Origin of the sequence: Pseudomonas sp. FEN (assembly GCF_904067045.1) — a bacterium.
Lineage (GTDB): Bacteria > Pseudomonadota > Gammaproteobacteria > Pseudomonadales > Pseudomonadaceae > Aquipseudomonas.
In genome coordinates this window covers 262,422-279,904 of the sequence record NZ_CAJFDC010000012.1, presented here as the reverse complement: position 1 = coordinate 279,904, position 17,483 = coordinate 262,422, and the positions used below count along the sequence as shown (strand labels likewise).

15 protein-coding genes are annotated in these 17,483 nt (G+C 62.8%); 11 read left to right on the top strand and 4 right to left on the bottom strand.

Annotated features, from left to right (window positions below; genetic code table 11):
* The first annotated feature begins 91 nt into the window (after positions 1–91).
* A complete protein-coding gene (locus PFEN_RS13440; RefSeq protein WP_191487303.1) occupies positions 92–736 on the top strand; it encodes a DUF998 domain-containing protein in 645 nt (214 codons plus the stop codon).
* A 38-nt stretch (positions 737–774) separates the two neighbouring features.
* On the opposite strand, the gene PFEN_RS13435 is transcribed toward PFEN_RS13440, so the two are convergent.
* Complete coding sequence (locus tag PFEN_RS13435) at positions 775–1,806, bottom strand: LacI family DNA-binding transcriptional regulator (RefSeq protein ID WP_191487302.1); 1,032 nt, start codon at positions 1,804–1,806, stop codon at positions 775–777.
* Between the two features lie 226 nt (positions 1,807–2,032).
* Between PFEN_RS13435 and PFEN_RS13430 the strand changes: the two genes are divergently transcribed.
* Both PFEN_RS13430 and PFEN_RS13425 read left to right on the top strand, forming a co-directional pair.
* Positions 2,033–2,566: a gluconokinase gene (locus tag PFEN_RS13430; protein ID WP_191487301.1), complete on the top strand. Its 534-nt coding sequence runs from the start codon at positions 2,033–2,035 to the stop codon at positions 2,564–2,566.
* A gap of 84 nt (positions 2,567–2,650) precedes the next feature.
* The gene (locus tag PFEN_RS13425; protein WP_191487300.1) at positions 2,651–4,003 is read left to right on the top strand and encodes a GntP family permease; all 1,353 of its coding nucleotides are present in this window, start codon (positions 2,651–2,653) and stop codon (positions 4,001–4,003) included.
* Positions 4,004–4,072: 69 nt separating this feature from the next.
* Here the strand turns inward: PFEN_RS13425 and alaC are convergent, their stop codons facing one another.
* Positions 4,073–5,293 carry an alanine transaminase gene (alaC, locus tag PFEN_RS13420; protein ID WP_191487299.1) on the bottom strand — a complete coding sequence of 407 codons (1,221 nt, stop codon included), beginning with the start codon at positions 5,291–5,293 and terminating at the stop codon, positions 4,073–4,075.
* A gap of 215 nt (positions 5,294–5,508) precedes the next feature.
* Between alaC and PFEN_RS13415 the strand changes: the two genes are divergently transcribed.
* From PFEN_RS13415 to PFEN_RS13380, 8 genes are all read left to right on the top strand, one after another.
* Positions 5,509–6,006: a GyrI-like domain-containing protein gene (locus tag PFEN_RS13415; RefSeq protein ID WP_191487298.1), complete on the top strand. Its 498-nt coding sequence runs from the start codon at positions 5,509–5,511 to the stop codon at positions 6,004–6,006.
* Positions 6,007–6,182: 176 nt separating this feature from the next.
* On the top strand, positions 6,183–6,281 hold the full coding sequence (gene kdpF, locus PFEN_RS13410) for a K(+)-transporting ATPase subunit F (RefSeq protein ID WP_100944121.1): 99 nt from the start codon (positions 6,183–6,185) through the stop codon (positions 6,279–6,281).
* A gap of 167 nt (positions 6,282–6,448) precedes the next feature.
* On the top strand, positions 6,449–8,155 hold the full coding sequence (gene kdpA / locus PFEN_RS13405) for a potassium-transporting ATPase subunit KdpA (RefSeq protein WP_191487297.1): 1,707 nt from the start codon (positions 6,449–6,451) through the stop codon (positions 8,153–8,155).
* Between the two features lie 10 nt (positions 8,156–8,165).
* Positions 8,166–8,855 (top strand): potassium-transporting ATPase subunit KdpC, encoded by a 690-nt coding sequence (kdpC, locus tag PFEN_RS13400; protein WP_191487296.1) that lies wholly within the window; start codon positions 8,166–8,168, stop codon positions 8,853–8,855.
* 20 nt (positions 8,856–8,875) lie between these two features.
* Complete coding sequence (gene kdpB, locus PFEN_RS13395) at positions 8,876–10,942, top strand: potassium-transporting ATPase subunit KdpB (protein ID WP_191487486.1); 2,067 nt, start codon at positions 8,876–8,878, stop codon at positions 10,940–10,942.
* An 84-nt stretch (positions 10,943–11,026) separates the two neighbouring features.
* On the top strand, positions 11,027–13,720 hold the full coding sequence (locus PFEN_RS13390) for a sensor histidine kinase (RefSeq protein WP_191487295.1): 2,694 nt from the start codon (positions 11,027–11,029) through the stop codon (positions 13,718–13,720).
* Positions 13,717–14,409, top strand: a complete 693-nt coding sequence (locus PFEN_RS13385; RefSeq protein WP_191487294.1) for a response regulator — start codon at positions 13,717–13,719, stop codon at positions 14,407–14,409. The genes PFEN_RS13390 and PFEN_RS13385 overlap by 4 nt, the downstream gene beginning before the upstream one ends.
* 456 nt (positions 14,410–14,865) lie before the next feature.
* Positions 14,866–15,594 carry an SAM-dependent methyltransferase gene (locus PFEN_RS13380; RefSeq protein WP_191487293.1) on the top strand — a complete coding sequence of 243 codons (729 nt, stop codon included), beginning with the start codon at positions 14,866–14,868 and terminating at the stop codon, positions 15,592–15,594.
* Between the two features lie 6 nt (positions 15,595–15,600).
* Here PFEN_RS13380 and PFEN_RS13375 read toward each other — a convergent pair whose 3' ends face one another.
* Positions 15,601–16,821, bottom strand: coding sequence for a hemolysin (locus PFEN_RS13375; protein WP_191487292.1), 1,221 nt, complete (start codon positions 16,819–16,821; stop codon positions 15,601–15,603).
* 188 nt (positions 16,822–17,009) lie between these two features.
* Positions 17,010–17,483, bottom strand: a complete 474-nt coding sequence (locus PFEN_RS13370; protein WP_191487291.1) for a GNAT family N-acetyltransferase — start codon at positions 17,481–17,483, stop codon at positions 17,010–17,012.

The following is a 17,483-nucleotide window of genomic DNA, read 5'->3' as shown; positions in this document are numbered from 1 at the left end:
GTCTGGCTGACAAAAGGCTGGCCCGAGGTTCACGTGACGTTTTACGATAGTGGCCTGTTGCTTTTATCTACCGCTCAGAGGTCCCCGCTAGATGCAAAAGGCATTGCTTAAATTCGGCTGCGTGGCCGGGTTGTTGACGCCATTCTGGTTGCTCATCGGGGTGGCCCTGGTCGGGGCCCTGTATCCGGGCTACAGCCATCTCAACCAGGCCATGAGTGAACTGGGCGCGCTGGGCGCACCGACCCACGAATTGTCGCCGCTGATCAACAACCTGCCGCTGGGACTGTTGTTCTTTGCCTTCGGCGTGACGGTCTTCGCTTGTTTCGAAGGCCGCGGCCTGGCCCAGATCAGTGGCGTGCTGATTGCGCTGCACGGCATTGCCAGCCTGTTTACCGGTTACTTTTCCTGCGACGTGGGCTGTGGACCGCAGAACCCCTCCTTCAGTCAGACCGTGCATAACAGCGCGGGCCTGGTGATGTTCCTGACCCTGGTGATCGCCAATGCGTTGTGGGTCTACCTCGCGGGCTGGTTGCTGGGTTCGAAAGCCTTTGCCTGGTTTTCCCTGGCGTGCACGCTGGTGGCCCTGGCGGCGCTGCCGTTGATGGGGCTGGCAGTGGCGGAAGGGGAGGGCTTCGGCCTGTACCAGCGCTTGAACTACGGGGCTTCGGTGATCTGGATCGGGGTGTTTGCCGGATTGTTGCTGGCCCGGGAAAAGCGCCGGCCCCATCAGGACTGAGGTTGATCATGCCCCCGCGGGCAGGGGCCTGCCACGATTCAACTGCTGTCGCGCACCATCAGTTCAAAGCCCATGTCCTGCACCGGCTGGGCAACCGGGTTACCGGCCATCAAGTTCAGCAGCTGCTCCGCCGCCCGCCGGCCGATGGCCTCCCGGGGCGTGCGGATGCTGCTCAGGCGCGGCACCATGAAGGCCGAACCGGGCAGGTCGTTGAAGCCCACCACCGCGACCTGTTCCGGTACCTTGATGCCGCAACGCATGGCCTCCAGCAAGGCGCCCTGGGCCAGGTCGTCGTTGCCGAAGAAGATCCCGTCGACCTGCGGATGGCTGTGCATCAGTTGCAGGAACAGCTCGCCGCCCAGGCCCACCGACGAGGGGCGCGGGGTCAGCAGTTCCAGGTCCGGGTCGTAGCGTCCCGCCACCTGCAGCGCCTGACGAAAGCCTTCGCCGCGCAGCAGCGTGCGCTGGTCCAACTGCGCACCGACATAGGCCAGGTGCTTGTACCCTCGCGAGATCAGGTGCTTGGCGGCCGTGGCGCCGGCGCTCTGTTGCGAGAAGCCGACGCAGTTCACCCCGGCACCGGGGTCCAGGTCCATCATGTAGACGCAGGGCACGTTGCTCGCCTCGATCATTCGTCGCGCGCTTTCCGAACGGTCGAAGCCGGTCAGCAACAGACCCCGTGGCTGATAGGCCAGGTAGTTGCGCAGGAGGTTTTCTTCTTCGTCGCGAGAATAGTGATAGTTGCCGATCAGCACTTCGAAGCCACGGGGCCGCAGTACCGAGTGAATGGCTTCGAGGGTGTCGATGAACAGCAGGTTGGACAGCGACGGTACCAATACCACCACCGAATGGCTCTGGGCCGAGGCCAGGGCGCGGGCGGCCGGATTGACCACGTAGTTCAGTTCTTCCGCCGCCCGTTGGACCTTTTCCACCAGTTCCGTGGCCACGCTGCTGATGCCGCGCAGGGCCCGCGACGCGGTGATGGGACTGACGCCGGCCAGGCGCGCGACTTCGCTGAGGGTGGGACGTCCCGTGGTACGGGTATTCTTGTCGTTCTTGGTGGGGTTCATCGGATGGCTTGCCAAACAATATTCAAGGCACTAAGGTAGCGCTGTCTCGACGAGCCTGCAATTGTCTGAGCGTGGTCGGTCTGATCGCGCCGGATGCTGTCGTGAATGTTTAGCGCGCCACCCCATAAAAATGACAAGAACGCGTCGGCAGTTTGCGTTTTGTGCTTTGCTTTCCTGACCCTGAAAGCTCTGACAAAGACAGCGCTGTCTTCGTGCGAGGTGTTACATGAGTCAACCCATCACTGCCCTGGTCATCATGGGCGTCTCCGGTTGCGGCAAGTCCAGTGTGGGCGAGGCCCTGTGCCGGCTCAACGGCGCGACCCAGATCGAAGGCGACAGTTTTCATCCCGCCGCCAATATCGCCAAGATGAGTGCCGGCATTCCCCTGACCGATGACGACCGTGCCGGCTGGCTTGACAGCCTGTGCGACGAGTTGCGTCGGGTCCTTGCCACAGGCCAGCATCCGGTGCTGACCTGTTCGGCGCTCAAGCACAGCTACCGCGAACGCCTGCGCCGCGCCGCTCCGGGGCTGGGTTTCGTATTTCTTGAACTGAGCCGTGAAGTCGCCGCCGAGCGGGTGGCTCATCGTCCCGGGCACTTCATGCCCTCGACCCTGATCGACAGCCAGTTCGCCACCCTTGAATCGCCGGTTGGCGAGCCCCTGACCCTGGCCCTGGATGCCTCCAGCCAGAGCGTCGAACGCTTGGCGCAGGCGGCCCATCACTGGTGGCAGGCACACGGACTGGAACGCTCGGCCTGATTTCCACCCCGAAGAGATAGCGCTGTCCCAATCGGCTATCGTCAAACAACGCAGCGTATAACAACAACAAGCAGGAGACACCTTATGTTCGGACTGTCCCACGAGACCTATCTGTTGCTCGATGCAGTGGTCACGATTATCGGGCTGATCGTATTGATCACCCGCTTCAAGATTCACCCTTTTGTCGGGCTGATCATTGCCTCGGCATTTCTCGGCCTGACCTCGGGCATGCCCGCGGACAAGATCATCAAGGCGTTCCAGGATGGTTTCGGCGGCGTACTGGGCTTTGTCGGGATCATCCTGGCGCTGGGGACCATGCTCGGCAAGATGATGTCCGATTCCGGCGGTGCCGATCAGATCGCCCAGACCCTGATTCGCGCCTTTGGCAAGGAACGGGTGCAGTGGGCGATGATGTGCTCGGCGTTCCTGGTGGGCATTCCGCTGTTCTTCGAGATCGGCTTCGTGCTGCTGATTCCGCTGGTGTTCATTGTCGCGCGGCGTACCGGCGTGCCGTTGATCAAGATCGGCATTCCGCTGCTGGCCGGGCTCTCGGCGGTGCACGGCCTGGTGCCGCCGCATCCGGGGCCGCTGTTGGCCATCGGCGTGTTCAACGCCGATATCGGCAAAACCATTTTCTACGGCCTGATCGTCGCGCTGCCGACCGCCATCATCGCCGGGCCGATCTATGGCACCTTCATTGCCAAGTACATCCCGGGCAATCCGTCGCAGGAACTGGTGGATCAGTTGGCCCGTGAGCCGCAAGTGGCGGCCCTGCCGAGTTTCGGCGTGACGCTGGTCACCGTGCTGCTGCCGGTGTTCCTGATGCTGCTCAAGACCTTCGCCGACATTGCCTTGCCGGACGGGCACTTCTTCCGTATCTGGATGGACATGATCGGTCACCCGATCAGCGCCTTGCTGCTGGCCCTGTTATTGGCGCTGTACACCTTCGGCAAGCGCCAGGGCATGGATTCCAAGCGTATTCTCAAGCTGCTGGATGCCAGCCTGGCGCCGACCGCGGCGATCATCCTGATCATCGGTGCCGGCGGTGGCTTCAAGCAGATGCTGGTGACCAGCGGCGTGGGCGACGTAATCGGGCATATTGCCGTGAATGCACAGATTTCGCCGATCCTGCTGGCGTGGCTGGTGGCGGCGGTGATCCGCGTGGCCACGGGCTCGGCGACGGTGGCGACCATTACTGGAGCGGGCATCGTGATGCCGGTGGTGGACCTGATTCCGGGCGTGAATCGCGAGTTGCTGGTGTTGGCGACGGGGGCGGGCTCGTTGATCCTGTCGCACGTCAACGATGCCGGGTTCTGGCTGGTCAAGCAGTACTTCAATATGACCGTGGCCGAGACGTTCAAGACCTGGACGGCCATGGAGACCATTCTGTCGGTGGTGGGGCTGGTGTTTATCTTGTTGTTGTCGCTGGTGGTCTAAAGCACGCGGGGCCGACACCCGTGGCAGGTGTCGACCCCGATCATGTGGCAAGCCTGCTTGCCACGCAGGTTACTCCGCAGTGGCTTTCTTCAGCAGGCCATCAGCGCGGAACATCCCACGAATCCCACGTACGGCCTGGCGAATACGGTCCTGGTTTTCAATCAGGGCGAAACGCACATGGTCGTCACCGTACTCGCCAAAGCCGACCCCCGGCGAGACACAGACCTTGGCTTCGGCCAGCAGTTTCTTGGCGAACTCCAACGAGCCCATGTGCGCATAGACCTCGGGAATCTTCGCCCAGACGTACATCGATGCCTTGGGGTTTTCGACCATCCAGCCCAGCTCGTGCAAGCCCTTGACCAGCACGTTGCGCCGTTGGCGATACTGTTCGGCGATGTCCTTGACACACTGCTGGTCGCCTTCCAGCGCGGCGATGGCCGCTACCTGCAACGGGGTAAAGGTGCCGTAGTCGTGGTAGCTCTTGATCCGCGCCAGGGCGTTGACCAGTTCCGCGTTGCCGACCATGAAGCCGATACGCCAACCAGCCATGTTGTAGCTCTTGGACAGGGTGAAAAACTCCACCGCGATGTCCTTGGCTCCCGGCACTTGCATGATCGACGGGGCTTTCCAGCCGTCGTAGACGATGTCGGCGTAGGCCAGGTCGTGGATCACCAGCACGTCGTACTGCTTGGCCAGGGCGATCACCCGTTCGAAGAAATCCAGTTCCACGCATTGCGCGGTGGGGTTCGAGGGGAAACCGAGAATCATCATCTTCGGCTTGGGGATCGAGCCGCGGATGGCCCGTTCCAATTCGGCGAAGAAGTCCACGCCCGGTACCAGTGGCACCGAACGGACCTGGGCGCCGGCGATCACCGCGCCGTAGATGTGGATCGGGTAACTGGGGTTGGGCACCAGCACCGTGTCACCCTGGTCGAGGGTGGCGAGCATCAGGTGGGCCAGGCCCTCTTTCGAACCGATGGTGACAATGGCTTCGGTTTCCGGGTCGATATCGACCTGATAGCGATCCTTGTACCAACGGGAAATGGCCCGACGCAGCCGTGGGATGCCCTTGGACGTGGAATAACCGTGGGTGTCTTCGCGCTGGGCGACGGTGACCAGTTTTTCGACGATATGCGGCGGAGTGGCGCCGTCGGGGTTACCCATGCTCAAGTCGATGATGTCTTCGCCACGACGACGGGCGGCCATCTTCAGTTCGGCAGTGATATTGAATACGTAAGGGGGGAGTCGATCGATGCGCGCAAAGCGGCGCGGCGAACCTTGGTCGGCCATGTAAACCTCTGACACGTAAGCGCCCGGAACCGTCCGAGCGACGTTGGCCACTGCGGTGGCCTGCGGGGCAGACAATAAGGGTGATGCTGGCCATCTGTCCAGATGCGGCGCGGAAAATATTTCTGACGGCGGCAGTGGCCAGGTAGCTCAAACGACACGATTATTTGCTTCTATACTGCTTTCTGGAGTCGTTCCCCATATGGAGTTTTGCACCCATGGACGCAGCACCTAACCTTGGCTACACGCCTACCTTGCCGACGCCACGCTTCGAGCATGGCCATTTTCAATTGATCGCCGGCCTGGGCGCGCGTTTTACCGCCGAGACATCGAGTGCCATTCCTGATCTGTGGGACGCCTTTGTGCCGCACATCGGAAATGTCCCCGGCCAAGTGGGTGAAGTGACGTACGGTATCTGCTGCAATCCGGATGGCCGGGGCGGCTTCGAGTACATCGCCGGGGTGCAGATCAGCAAGCTGGACGACCTGCCCGAGCTGTACCGCTGGGTGGAGTTGCAGGACCAGCACTATGCGGTCTTTGAACACCAGGGCTCCCTCAAGACCCTCAAACAGACCTTCGAGGCCATCTGGAACAACTGGCTGCCGCAATCCGGCTACCAGGCGGCCGATGCGCCTGAATTCGAGCGCTACAGCGCCGATTTCAATCCAGGGAAAGGCACCGGTACGGTGGAGATCTGGTTGCCGATCAAGGTCTGATCCTTCACCTGAGTACTTTTCCCTTCGGTGGGAGGGGCGGTGTTCTATACGCCATCTTAATGTCCCTCCCACCAATCAGTGTCCGACCTTAATACCCCCATCCGTACCCTTGCCTCTGGCTTGCGGCGCTGCTGTGTGCGCTTGAGCGAGCCGGCCGACTTCGCAAGGGGACACCTGTGTTGACACTCAAACTCATCTACCTGATCAGCGGGCTGGGCGCGGCCGGCCTGTTCGTCTACCTGGGCTACGCGCTGATCCGGGCAGAAGATTTCTGATCCCTCCGCATGCCTGGATGCAGGCATTTTGTGCGGTCCGCCAGGACCGTATCGAACAAGGAAACCGAGCATGTACGACCTGATTTTCCTGGGCGCGAGCCTGGTGTTTTTTGGCGCGACAGCCTTGTTCATTGTCGCCTTGAACAAGATTTGAACGGAGCTTCCACATGTTGACCGTACTGTTGGAATATGCGCTGATCCTGGGGCTGATGACCGGGCTCGCCGTCTTGATGGGCCGTTGGCTGAGCCGGGTGTTTTCCCAGCCCGGTCATGCGCTGCCGGAACGCCTGACCTATCGCCTGCTGGGCGTCGACCCGCGGGAAACCATGGGCTGGGCCCGTTACGGCTCGGCGCTGCTGTTGTCCAACGGCGCGATGATGTTGCTCGGCTACCTGCTGCTGCGCTGGCAGGGAGCGATGCCGCTCAATCCACTGGGCCTGGCCGCCCAGACTCCGGACCTGGCGTTCAACACCGCTGCCTCGTTTATCAGCAACACCAACTGGCAGGCCTATTCGGGTGAAACCAGCCTGTCGAATTTCAGCCAGATGGCGGTGATCACTTTTCTGATGTTCGTTGGCGCCAGCACCGGCGTGGCCGCCGCCGGCGGTTTCATCCGTGGCTTGAGCCGGGCCAGTGCGACGGACATCGGTAACTACTGGGTGGACTTCACCCGCATCCTCTACCGGGTGATGTTGCCATTGTGCTTCGCCATGGCGCTGGTCTATGTCTGGCAGGGCATGCCGCAGACCTTCGAATCCCAGGCCCTGGCGACCACGCTGGAAGGCACTCGCCAGCAACTGATCGTCGGCGCGGTGGCCAGCTTCGAATCGATCAAGCACATCGGCACCAACGGTGGCGGCTTTTTCAGCATGAACGCCGCCCATCCGTTCGAGAACCCCACGCCACTGACCAATGCCCTGCATATCCTCGGCATGTTGCTGATTCCCTCGGCGCTGACCTATGCCTTCGGCAGCCAGCTGGCGCGGCGGCGCCAGGGCTGGGTGTTCTTCGGCACGTTCCTGGTGATGTTCATCGGCTTTCTCGCCGTGGTCTTCTTTGCCGAGCAGGGCGGTAACCCGCTGCTGACCCAACTGGGCGTGGACCAGTTGCTCTCGGCGACCCAGAGTGGCGGCAACATGGAAGGCAAGGAACTGCGTTTCGGGATCGCCGACACCAGCCTGTTCATCGCCACCACCACCGGCGCCACCACCGGCTCGGTGAATGCCATGCATGACTCGCTGATGCCCATGGGCGGTTTCGTGCCGATGGCGCAGATGATGCTCAATTGTGTGTTCGGCGGCGACGGCGTGGGTTTTATCAACCTGATCCAGTACGCCCTGCTGACGGTGTTCCTGGTGGGCATGATGATCGGTCGCACCCCTGAGTTCCTCGGCAAGCGTATCGAAGCCCGGGAGATGAAGCTGGTGATGTTGTCGGTGCTCGCGCATCCGCTCTGCATCCTCGGTTTCACCGCCCTGGCCGCGCTCTGGCCTTCGACCCTGGACAGCCTGAACAACTTCGGTCCGCACGGTTTCAGCGAAGTGCTCTATGCCTACACCTCCGGCACCGCCAACAACGGTTCGGCCTTCGCCGGGCTGAACGCCAACACGTCGTTCTTCAACACCACCATCGGCCTGGCGATGTTACTGGGACGCTTCTTCACCCTGCTGCCGATGCTGGCGGTCGCCGGTTCCCTGGCGTTGAAAAAGACCACCCCGGCCGGTGCCGGGACCATTCCCACCGCCACGCCGTTGTTCATGTTCCTGGTGGTGTTCGTGGTGCTGGTGGTCGGCGGCTTGACCTTCCTGCCGGCGCTCGCGCTGGGGCCGCTGGTCGAGCAACTGCAACTGCTGTCCGGCCAGACCTACAAGTGAGGATGATTGTATGACTACGCGTATTCCCCTGCCGCCGCTGGCGGTGGCTCAAGTGCTGTTCCGTGGCCTGCTACGTCCGGTCCTGGTGTCCTCGGTATTGTTCATGCTGTTGACCGGCCTGGCCTACCCGGCGCTCACCACCCTGGTGGCCAATCTGCTGTTTCCGTTCCAGGCCCAGGGCAGCCTGCTGGAACGCAACGGCCAAGTGGTCGGTTCGGCGCTGATCGGCCAGGCGTTCAACCGCCCGGAGTATTTCCAGGCCCGCCCCAGCATGACCCAGGGCGTCGATCCGAACGACGCCAGCAAGAGCCTCACCACACCCTACAACGCCGGCCTCAGCGGAGCCAGCAACCTGGGTCCGACCAGTCAGCGTCAGCTCGACGCGGTCAAGGCGCGAGCCGAGGGCTATCGCTTGTTGAACGGCCTGGACCCGCAAGCCGTGGTGCCGGTCGACGCGGTGACGGCTTCGGCGTCCGGGTTGGACCCGCATATTTCCGTGGCCAACGCACTGATCCAGACGCGGCGGGTCGCGGGCCAGCGGCAGCTGTCCGAAGACACCCTGCTGGCGCTGGTCCGTGCCTCGATCGAGGCGCGCACGTTCGGCCTGCTGGGCGAGCCGCGGGTCAATGTACTGCAACTGAACCTGGCGCTGGATGCCCTGGTGGCGCCACACCAGCCCCCTCTCGCCGTCACTGAGTAAGAGAATCGATCATGAGTGACATGAAAGCCCGTTTGCCTTTGTTCGACCGCGAGCTGTTGCTGGCGGCTGGCCTGGATGCCTTCAGGAAACTGCTGCCGCAGGCCCAGTGGAAAAATCCGGTGATGTTCGTGGTGTACCTGGGCAGCCTGCTCACCACCTTGTTGTGGCTGCAGTCCTGGGGAGGGCAGGGCGAAGCGCCAAGTGGCTTTATCTTGAGCATCTGCCTGTGGCTGTGGTTCACCGTGTTGTTCGCCAACTTCGCCGAAGCCCTGGCCGAAGGCCGCAGCCGGGCACAGGCCGCCAGCCTGCGCGGGATGAAGCGCCAGACGTTGGCCAAGGTCCTGCACAAGCCGCGATACGGCGCGCAATGGTTGCCAATGGCCGCCAGCGAGTTGCGCAAGGATGCCGTGGTGCTGATCGAGGCCGGCGACCTGGTGCCGCTCGATGGCATCGTCATCGAAGGCGTGGCGTCGGTGGATGAAAGCGCGATCACCGGTGAATCGGCGCCGGTGATCCGTGAGGCCGGTGGTGATTTCTCCTCGGTGACCGGTGGCACCCGCGTCCTCTCGGACTGGCTGGTGGTGCGTATCAGCGTCAACCCCGGTGAATCCTTTCTCGACCGGATGATTTCCATGGTCGAGTCGGCCAAGCGCCAGAAGACTCCCAACGAAGTGGCCCTGACCATTTTGCTGGTGGGGCTGACGGTATTGTTCCTGCTGGTGATCGTCACCCTCAGCCCGTATTCGATCTTCGCCGTGCTCATGAGTGGTAGCGGCAGTGTGGTCAGCGCGACGGTGCTGGTGGCCTTGCTGGTGTGCCTGATTCCCACCACCATCGGCGGCCTGCTCTCGGCCATTGGCGTGGCGGGCATGAGTCGGATGATGGCGGCCAATGTGATCGCGACCTCCGGGCGCGCAGTGGAAGCGGCGGGTGATGTCGATGTGTTGCTGTTGGACAAGACCGGCACCATCACCCTCGGCAATCGCCAGGCCAGCGCATTCCTGCCGGCCCCCGGCATGACCGAGCGTGAGTTGGCCGAGGCCGCGCAACTGGCTTCCTTGACCGACGAAACGCCGGAAGGGCGCAGCGTCGTGCTGTTGGCGCGACACAAGTTCGACTTCCCTGAAGCGGATCTGCAAAGCTTGGATGCCAGCTTCGTCCCGTTCACCGCACAGACCCGTATGAGTGGCGTCGACCTGGTCGATGGCCGGATGATCCGCAAGGGCGCCGCCGATGCGATTCGCCGGCATGTCGAGGCACTGGGCGGCGGTTTTCCCACCGCCCTGCAAGCGCGGGTGGATGAAGTCGCGCGGCGCGGCAGCACGCCGCTGGTGGTGGCCGTGGGCGGTCGCGCGCTGGGGGTGATCGAACTCAAGGACGTGGTCAAGGCCGGCATCAAGGAACGCTTCGGCGAGTTGCGGCGGATGGGCATCAAGACGGTGATGATCACTGGCGACAACCCGCTGACCGCTGCCGCCATTGCCGTGGAAGCCGGGGTCGATGATTACCTGGCCGAGGCCCGCCCCGAAGACAAGCTGCAACTGATCCGCGACTACCAGGCCCAGGGCAAACTGGTGGCAATGACCGGCGACGGTACCAACGACGCCCCGGCGCTGGCCCAGGCCGATGTCGCGGTGGCAATGAACAGCGGGACCCAGGCGGCCAAGGAAGCGGGGAACATGGTCGATCTGGACAGCAATCCGACCAAGCTGATTGAAGTGGTCGAGGTCGGCAAACAAATGCTGATGACCCGTGGCGCGCTGACCACCTTCAGCGTGGCCAACGATGTGGCGAAGTATTTTGCTATTGTGCCGGCGGCGTTCGTGGCCACATACCCACAGCTCGCGGCCTTGAACGTGATGCACCTGGGCAGCCCGAACTCGGCGATCCTCAGTGCCGTGATCTTCAATGCCCTGATCATCGTGTTTCTGATCCCGCTGGCACTCAAGGGCGTGACCTACCGGGCCATCGGCGCGGCGGCGTTGCTCAATCGCAACCTGCTGATCTATGGACTGGGCGGGGTACTGGTGCCGTTTGCCGGGATCAAGTTGATCGATATGCTGCTGGTCGGCTTGGGTGTGGTCTAGATAGACAGTGGCGCTCGAACACGCCGGCTTCCACATGGATATCCACGATCCCGGCCCGCATAAGTGCGCTTCACAAGGAATGACATGGATCTGAATGATGCCTCCCGCCACATCCGCGACGGCCGGCCCGATCCGGATGTGCTGCTGGAGCAACTGCAAGCCGACGAGAAGGCCGCCCAGCGCGGCCGTTTGCGTATCTATTTCGGCTCGAACGCCGGGGTCGGGAAAACCTGCGCGATGCTCCAGGCGGCACACCGTGAACGGGCCCTGGGCCGTGACCTGGTGGCCGGCCTGATCGAAACCCACGGTCGCGGCGACACCGCCGCCTTGCTCGAAGGCCTGGAGCAACTGCCGCGTTATTGCCTGAGCCATCGCGACAGCACGCTGCTGGAGTTCGATCTCGATGCGGCGCTGGCCCGCCACCCGGCGGTCCTGCTGGTGGACGAGCTGGCTCACAGCAATGCTCCCGGCTCACGCCACCCCAAGCGCTGGCAGGATATCGAGGAGCTGCTGCGGGCCGGGATCGAGGTCTGGACCAGCCTGAACGTCCAACACCTGGAAAGCCTCAACGACCTGGTCAGCGGCATTATCGGTACCCGCGTGCGGGAAACCGTCCCCGACCATGTGTTTGACGGGGCCCATGAGGTGGTGCTGATCGACCTCGCCCCCGACGAGCTGTTGCAGCGCCTCAGGGACGGCAAGGTCTACCAGGGGCCGCAGGCCGAGCGGGCGTCCCGACACTTCTTTCGCAAAGGCAACCTGCTGGCGCTACGCGAGCTGGCCCTGCGCCGCACGGCCGATCGGGTCGATGCACAAATGCGCGTCTATCGTCGTGAGCGTTCCATCGATACCGTATGGGCAGCCCGCGAGCGCTTGTTGGTGGGGATCGCTGGCGAGCCCTCGGATGAGCGCCTGGTGCGCGAAGCCGCGCGCCTGGCGCAGAAGCTTGAAGCTGACTGGATCGTGGTGCATGTCGAGTCGGCCTCGACCCGGGGTATGGCACTCAGGCGACGGGCGGCGGCGGTAAAGACCCTGGCCCTGGCGGCTGAGTTTGGCGCCGATACCGCGATCCTGGCGGGTATCGATGTTGCCGAGGCCCTGGTGGCCTGTGCCCGCGAACGCAATGCCAACCGTCTGTTACTCGGCCATCGGCCACGTCGGGTCTGGCAGTTCTGGCACCAGACGGTCAGCGATCGGATCAGCCGCCACTACCCGCAGATCGACCAGATCGTTATTGCCCATGGCGAACTGCCGCGTAGTCGCGCGACCCGCTCGGAAGTAGAACCGGGACTGGCGCCTGGCAGGGGCCTGGCCTACCTCTGGGCGACCCTGGCCTGTTTCGCCGCCACGGCAGTGGCGGCGCTATTGCTGCAAGTCTTCGATCCGGCCAACGTGGTCATGCTGTTCCTGCTGACGGTGGTGCTGGTGGCGCTGCGCCTGGGACGCGGTCCGGGCGTCTGGGCGGCGATGCTGGCGGTGCTGTGTTTCGATTTTTTCTTCGTCCAGCCGGTGTTGTCGTTCACCGTCAACGACACCCAGTATTTTTTCACCTTCGCCCTGATGCTGGGCATTGCCCTGATCACCGGGCAACTGACCGCGCGCCTGCGCCATGAGGCGCGCACGGCGGCGGCTCGGGAACGGCGGGCGACCTCGCTGGCGCTATTGGCCCGCGATCTGTCCGCGGCCTTGACCGTCGAACAGATCGGCGCGGTGGCCCTGCGCACCTTCAGCGGTGTATTCGAGGCCCGGGTCGGCCTGGCGCTACCCGATGCCGGCGAGCGGGTGAGCGCGATGATCGGCAGTGTCTTCCCGGTGGATGAAAGCATTGCCCAGTGGAGTTACGAACAGGGCCGTCCGGCCGGGCAGGGCAGTGACACCCTGGCTGCCGCTCCCGGGTGCTATTTTGCGCTCAAGGCGCCGATGCGTGTGCGTGGAGTGCTGGTCCTTGACCTGAGCGATTCCGAGCGCCTGAAGGACCCCGATGAGCAGTGTCTGCTGCAAGCTTGCATGAGCCAGTTGGCGATCGCGCTGGAGCGGGTGCATTTTGTCGAAGTGGCGCAAAGCACCCTGGTGCAGATGGAGGGCGAGCGGATGCGCAATACCTTGCTCGCGGCCATTTCCCATGATTTGCGTACACCCTTGACCAGCATTATCGGTGCCGCCGATGCGGCAGCACCCCACGTGCGGGATGAGTTGGTCGGCGGTTTGTTGAGCGGGATTCACGATCAGGCCCGTGCCATGCAACGTCTGATCGAGAACCTGTTGGATATGGCACGCCTGCAGGAACACGGCGTGCACCTCAATCGACAGTGGCATTCGCTGGAAGAGGTGGTCGGCAGCGCCTTGCGCCAATTGCGCGACCCCCTTGCCCGGCACTCGGTGCGGGCGCTCTTGCCGGTCGATTTGCCCCTGGTGGAGATCGATGCGCTGCTGATCGAGCGGGTGTTGGTCAATCTGTTGGACAACGCGGCGAAATACACCCCGGCGGATACGCCGATCGAGATCACGGCGCGCCAGGTCGAGCGGCAGATTGTCCTGGAGGTCGTCGACGGCGGTCCGGGCTGTCCGTCTGGTATCGCCCCCGAGCAACTTTTTGAAGCCTTCAGCCGTGGTCGACAGGAATCGGCGGTGTCCGGCATCGGTCTTGGACTGGCGCTGGTTCGGCGAATCGTCGAAGCCCATGGCGGACGGGTGGCGGCCCAACCCCGGGCGCCGAGCGGCCTTTGTTTCATCATCACTTTACCGGCGGGTCAACCGCCGTCCATGGAAACCTTATGACCAGCCCCCGTATCCTGATTGTCGAGGATGAAGCCAACATTCGCCGTTTCATCGGTATCGCCCTGCGGGATGAAGGCTTCCAGGTCTTCGAGGCCGACAGCAGCAAGCGCGCCCTGATCGATGCGGCGAGCCGCCAGCCGGATCTGGTGATCGTCGACCTGGGCCTGCCCGACGGCGACGGCAAGGACCTGATCAGTGAGCTGCGTGGCTGGATGAGCGTGCCGATCCTGGTATTGTCGGCCCGTGATCGTGAATCCGAGAAAGTCGCGGCGCTGGATGCCGGTGCCGACGATTACCTGGTCAAGCCGTTCGGCGTACCCGAGTTGCTCGCGCGAATTCGCGCGCAATTGCGTCGACAGGTGCAAAGTGGCACGGCGGCGGTGAGCAGCAAGGTGCGTTTCGGTGAGGTCGAGGTTGATCTGGCGAGCCACGAGGTGCGGCGTGGCAGCGAGGGTGTGCACCTGACTCCGATCGAGTTCCGCCTGTTGAGCGCGTTGATCCGTGGCCAGGGCCGGGTGCTGACGCACCGGCAACTGCTGCTGGATGTCTGGGGGTTGGACTATGTCGACCGCGCTCATTATCTGCGGGTACACATGGCGCATCTGCGGCAAAAACTCGAAACCGACCCGGCGCAGCCACAGTACCTGATCACGGAGCTGCAGGTGGGCTATCGCCTGGTCGGCCTGTGACGGCTTATTTGTGATCCTTTGGCGTCCTGGTTGCACGCCAGAAGTCGAGGTAGAGGGTGATCATACCGAACACGCTGATGCCCGACAGCATGAGCAGGCCGATCTGGATATGGGTCATGACAAGTCTCCGGAAAACGCCGCATCAGGCGGCGACATGCAGAGAAATAGTCGAAAATCCGGGCAAATGACATCGACTATATAAAAGCTTTACGGGGTATTCGCGCAACAATATGGGGCGGATACGAAGTGAGCTTGAGTCGTCGTCCCGGTGCCGTTCACGGCGGCTTCAAGCCGTCGTCGGCTTGGATCGGGTGTTGCGCTCGGGGCCGCAACACCTCGCCGGCAGCCGATCTTTTGTATTCCAGTAAGGAATGCATTGCATTAAAAACATGAATTTTCTTTATTTTCCAAGGGCGACTACCTTGGGGTGAAGTCCCCGTCCAAGAGAAAACGTCCATGCCCTCCGAACACCCGGATTCTGCTCGAAAGTTCGATGTTTCCCGTGCCGGCGAATACGCCGAGCAAAGCCGCATCGCCCTGGCCGGTTATGACGCCTGTCACGAGTTGGTCGCCTGCATGCTGGCGGCCAGCCTGGGCAGTGGCCGCGAGGCGAGGATTCTGGTGGTGGGCGCCGGCGGTACCGCCCAGGAAATCCTCACGGCGGCGGCGCTTGAGCCGCTTTGGCGGTTTACCGCGGTCGACCCCTCGGCACCGATGCTCGAGCTGGCCCAGGCCAGCCTCCAGGCCCACGGGTTGCTTTCACGCACACGGGTGTTCCTCGGCCCGCTGGAGGAACTGACGGACGAGCCGCCCTACGATGCCGCAACCCTGGTCGGTGTGTTGCACCACCTGCCCGGCGACCAGGCCAAGCATGACATCCTCCGGGCAATTGCCGCCCGGCTCAAACCCGGGGCTCCGCTGATTGTGGCGGGCAACCATCAGGCCTATGCCAGTCAGCCGTTGCTGTTGGCGGCCTGGGGCGAGCGCTGGCGTCAGCAGGGCGCGAGCGCGGATGCGGTGCGCGCCAAGCTCGGCAAGATTCTCCAGGGCGCTGATCCGCCGCACTCGGAGGCGGCGGTTCAGCGCTTGCTGGAAGAGGCCGGGTTCGGCACCGCGACGCGGTTCTTCTCCAGTCTGTTCTGGGGGGCCTGGGTGGCATCGAAGGACGTCACCCAGGGCGCCTGAAAGGGCTCAGTTGCCGTGACAGCGAACCACCGCCGAATGGGTGGCGTAGCGTCCGGAGATGAGGATCTTGCCGTCCGGCTGCAACTCGAGGTGGGAGAGGTAGCTGGTGGTGTTGACGATGTTGATCACACGGCTGATCCCGTTGTCGCCAAAATCAGGGTCCAGCTCGCCGTTGCTCAGGTGGCGCATCAACCAGCAGCGGCTGCCGTTGTTGATGTGACCGGCGCTGACGATTTTCCCGTCCTCCTGCACCGCGAGCGCAAAAGAAACATCCAGTTCGGGAAGCTCCCAGGGCACTCCGGCGTTGAAGCCTGGGTCTAGCTGGCCGCCGGCGGTGACGCGGGTGAGCAGGGCAATGTTTTGGGAGAGATCCGCAGAGCCGGTGACGACGATTTTCTGATCGGGCTGCACGGCGATATCAAAAAACGCGGCATTGCCGTCGCGGGCCGGCTCCAGCTCCAGATAACCGGCACCACCGAAGGTCTTGTCTGGCAGGCCGGTGGTCCCGTAGCGCATCAGCATGGCCTTGCGACCGCGTCGACCGGCGACGATCAGCTTGCCATCGGCCTGGACGTGAACCGCCTCGAAGGCGATGTTCGGTTCCGGCGCCGTGACCACGCCGCAGGTGCCGAAGCGCGGGTCGAAACTGCCGCTGCGGTCGAGGCGTACGATGACATCGCGTTGCGGCTCGCCCACGGCGCTGTTCCTGAGGGCCAGGACGATAAAGCCGTCCTCGGGTTGCAGGGCGAGCCTGCGGCCGTAGCCGATCCAGGGCGCAGTGTAAGGCAGGGCGACCTGGCCGTTATCGCCGAAGTCGGGGTCCGGGGCGCCGGTTTCGGTGAGGCGGGCGCAGAAGGCCTGTTCGCCGGAGCGGAAGTGACCGAGCACGAGGAACTTGTCGTCTTCGTCGACGACAGCCTTGATCAGTCTTCGGCTGGAACTTCCGAGCGGTTGGGCGTCGTCCCGATCATAAAAACCGTCTTCGCTGAAGTTGGCCAGGGTGATACTTTGCTGTTGGTCTTCATGCACACCGATAAACCGATGACGACCATCGGGCCATAATACCGAGGGGCCGACAAAGCCAGGACCCCGTTCTGAAAAAATAACCAGGCCATCGCGGTATTCACCAAAGTCCAGATCCGGTCTTCCGGCACTGCCGGACAGCTCGATAGCCGCGGAAGGCAAGGTTTTTGGGGCGCTGTTTGAAATTCGGCTTTGTGTATCCATGGGGATTGAGTCCTTTCAGTTAGTTCAATGGCTACCTGGATTAAATAACGGCTTATCAAGTAGCGGTACGTCGGCTTTCTGATGAAGTAGCGACGTGATCGATTTAATAACTGGAAGGCGAGTTTGCCCAGCGCTCAAGTTTTACTGTAAGTGACCAACTGATCTCATACTTATGGCCACCCGGAACTTTAAAGTGTCAGGGTCAATCGTCGTTCGCCGCGATAGGCTTCACCGGTATCGACCCAACCCTGCTTCAGGTAAAGATTCATCGCTGCCTTGTTATCGGTTCCCACCGACAGCAGTAACTGCCGGACCTGCGGCCAAGCCTGACGTGCCGCCGCGGGCAGGGCTTGCAGGCAGGCCGCGCCGAACCCCCGGCCTTGCGCCCTTTTGTCGACCTGCAGGGCATGCAGGGTGGCGCTGCCTTCGTCGGCCCAATGGGGAACGAAAGGATGGCGCTTGAGCAACAGGAAGGCCACCGGGGTGTCATTGTCGAGCAGGGCGAAACCGAGTACGCCGTCCTGGCGCTCGCGTGGCAGGAAGTGCAGGGCCGCCAGGATATCGCCGCAAAATCGCAGCTGTTCGGGATGGACTTCGAGGCCCGCGAGTTGCTCGTGTTGAAGGACGCTCAGGTCGTCGTAGCGGGCCAGTCGGGCATTCAT

Coding starts and splice junctions, on each gene's coding strand:
- PFEN_RS13440 (WP_191487303.1), top strand. CDS start 92: ATGCAAAAGGCATTGCTTAAATTCGGCTGCGTGGCCGGGTTGTTGACG.
- PFEN_RS13435 (WP_191487302.1), bottom strand. CDS start 1,806: ATGAACCCCACCAAGAACGACAAGAATACCCGTACCACGGGACGTCCC.
- PFEN_RS13430 (WP_191487301.1), top strand. CDS start 2,033: ATGAGTCAACCCATCACTGCCCTGGTCATCATGGGCGTCTCCGGTTGC.
- PFEN_RS13425 (WP_191487300.1), top strand. CDS start 2,651: ATGTTCGGACTGTCCCACGAGACCTATCTGTTGCTCGATGCAGTGGTC.
- alaC (WP_191487299.1), bottom strand. CDS start 5,293: ATGGCCGACCAAGGTTCGCCGCGCCGCTTTGCGCGCATCGATCGACTC.
- PFEN_RS13415 (WP_191487298.1), top strand. CDS start 5,509: ATGGACGCAGCACCTAACCTTGGCTACACGCCTACCTTGCCGACGCCA.
- kdpA (WP_191487297.1), top strand. CDS start 6,449: ATGTTGACCGTACTGTTGGAATATGCGCTGATCCTGGGGCTGATGACC.
- kdpC (WP_191487296.1), top strand. CDS start 8,166: ATGACTACGCGTATTCCCCTGCCGCCGCTGGCGGTGGCTCAAGTGCTG.
- kdpB (WP_191487486.1), top strand. CDS start 8,876: ATGAAAGCCCGTTTGCCTTTGTTCGACCGCGAGCTGTTGCTGGCGGCT.
- PFEN_RS13390 (WP_191487295.1), top strand. CDS start 11,027: ATGGATCTGAATGATGCCTCCCGCCACATCCGCGACGGCCGGCCCGAT.
- PFEN_RS13385 (WP_191487294.1), top strand. CDS start 13,717: ATGACCAGCCCCCGTATCCTGATTGTCGAGGATGAAGCCAACATTCGC.
- PFEN_RS13380 (WP_191487293.1), top strand. CDS start 14,866: ATGCCCTCCGAACACCCGGATTCTGCTCGAAAGTTCGATGTTTCCCGT.
- PFEN_RS13375 (WP_191487292.1), bottom strand. CDS start 16,821: ATGGATACACAAAGCCGAATTTCAAACAGCGCCCCAAAAACCTTGCCT.
- PFEN_RS13370 (WP_191487291.1), bottom strand. CDS start 17,483: ATGAATGCCCGACTGGCCCGCTACGACGACCTGAGCGTCCTTCAACAC.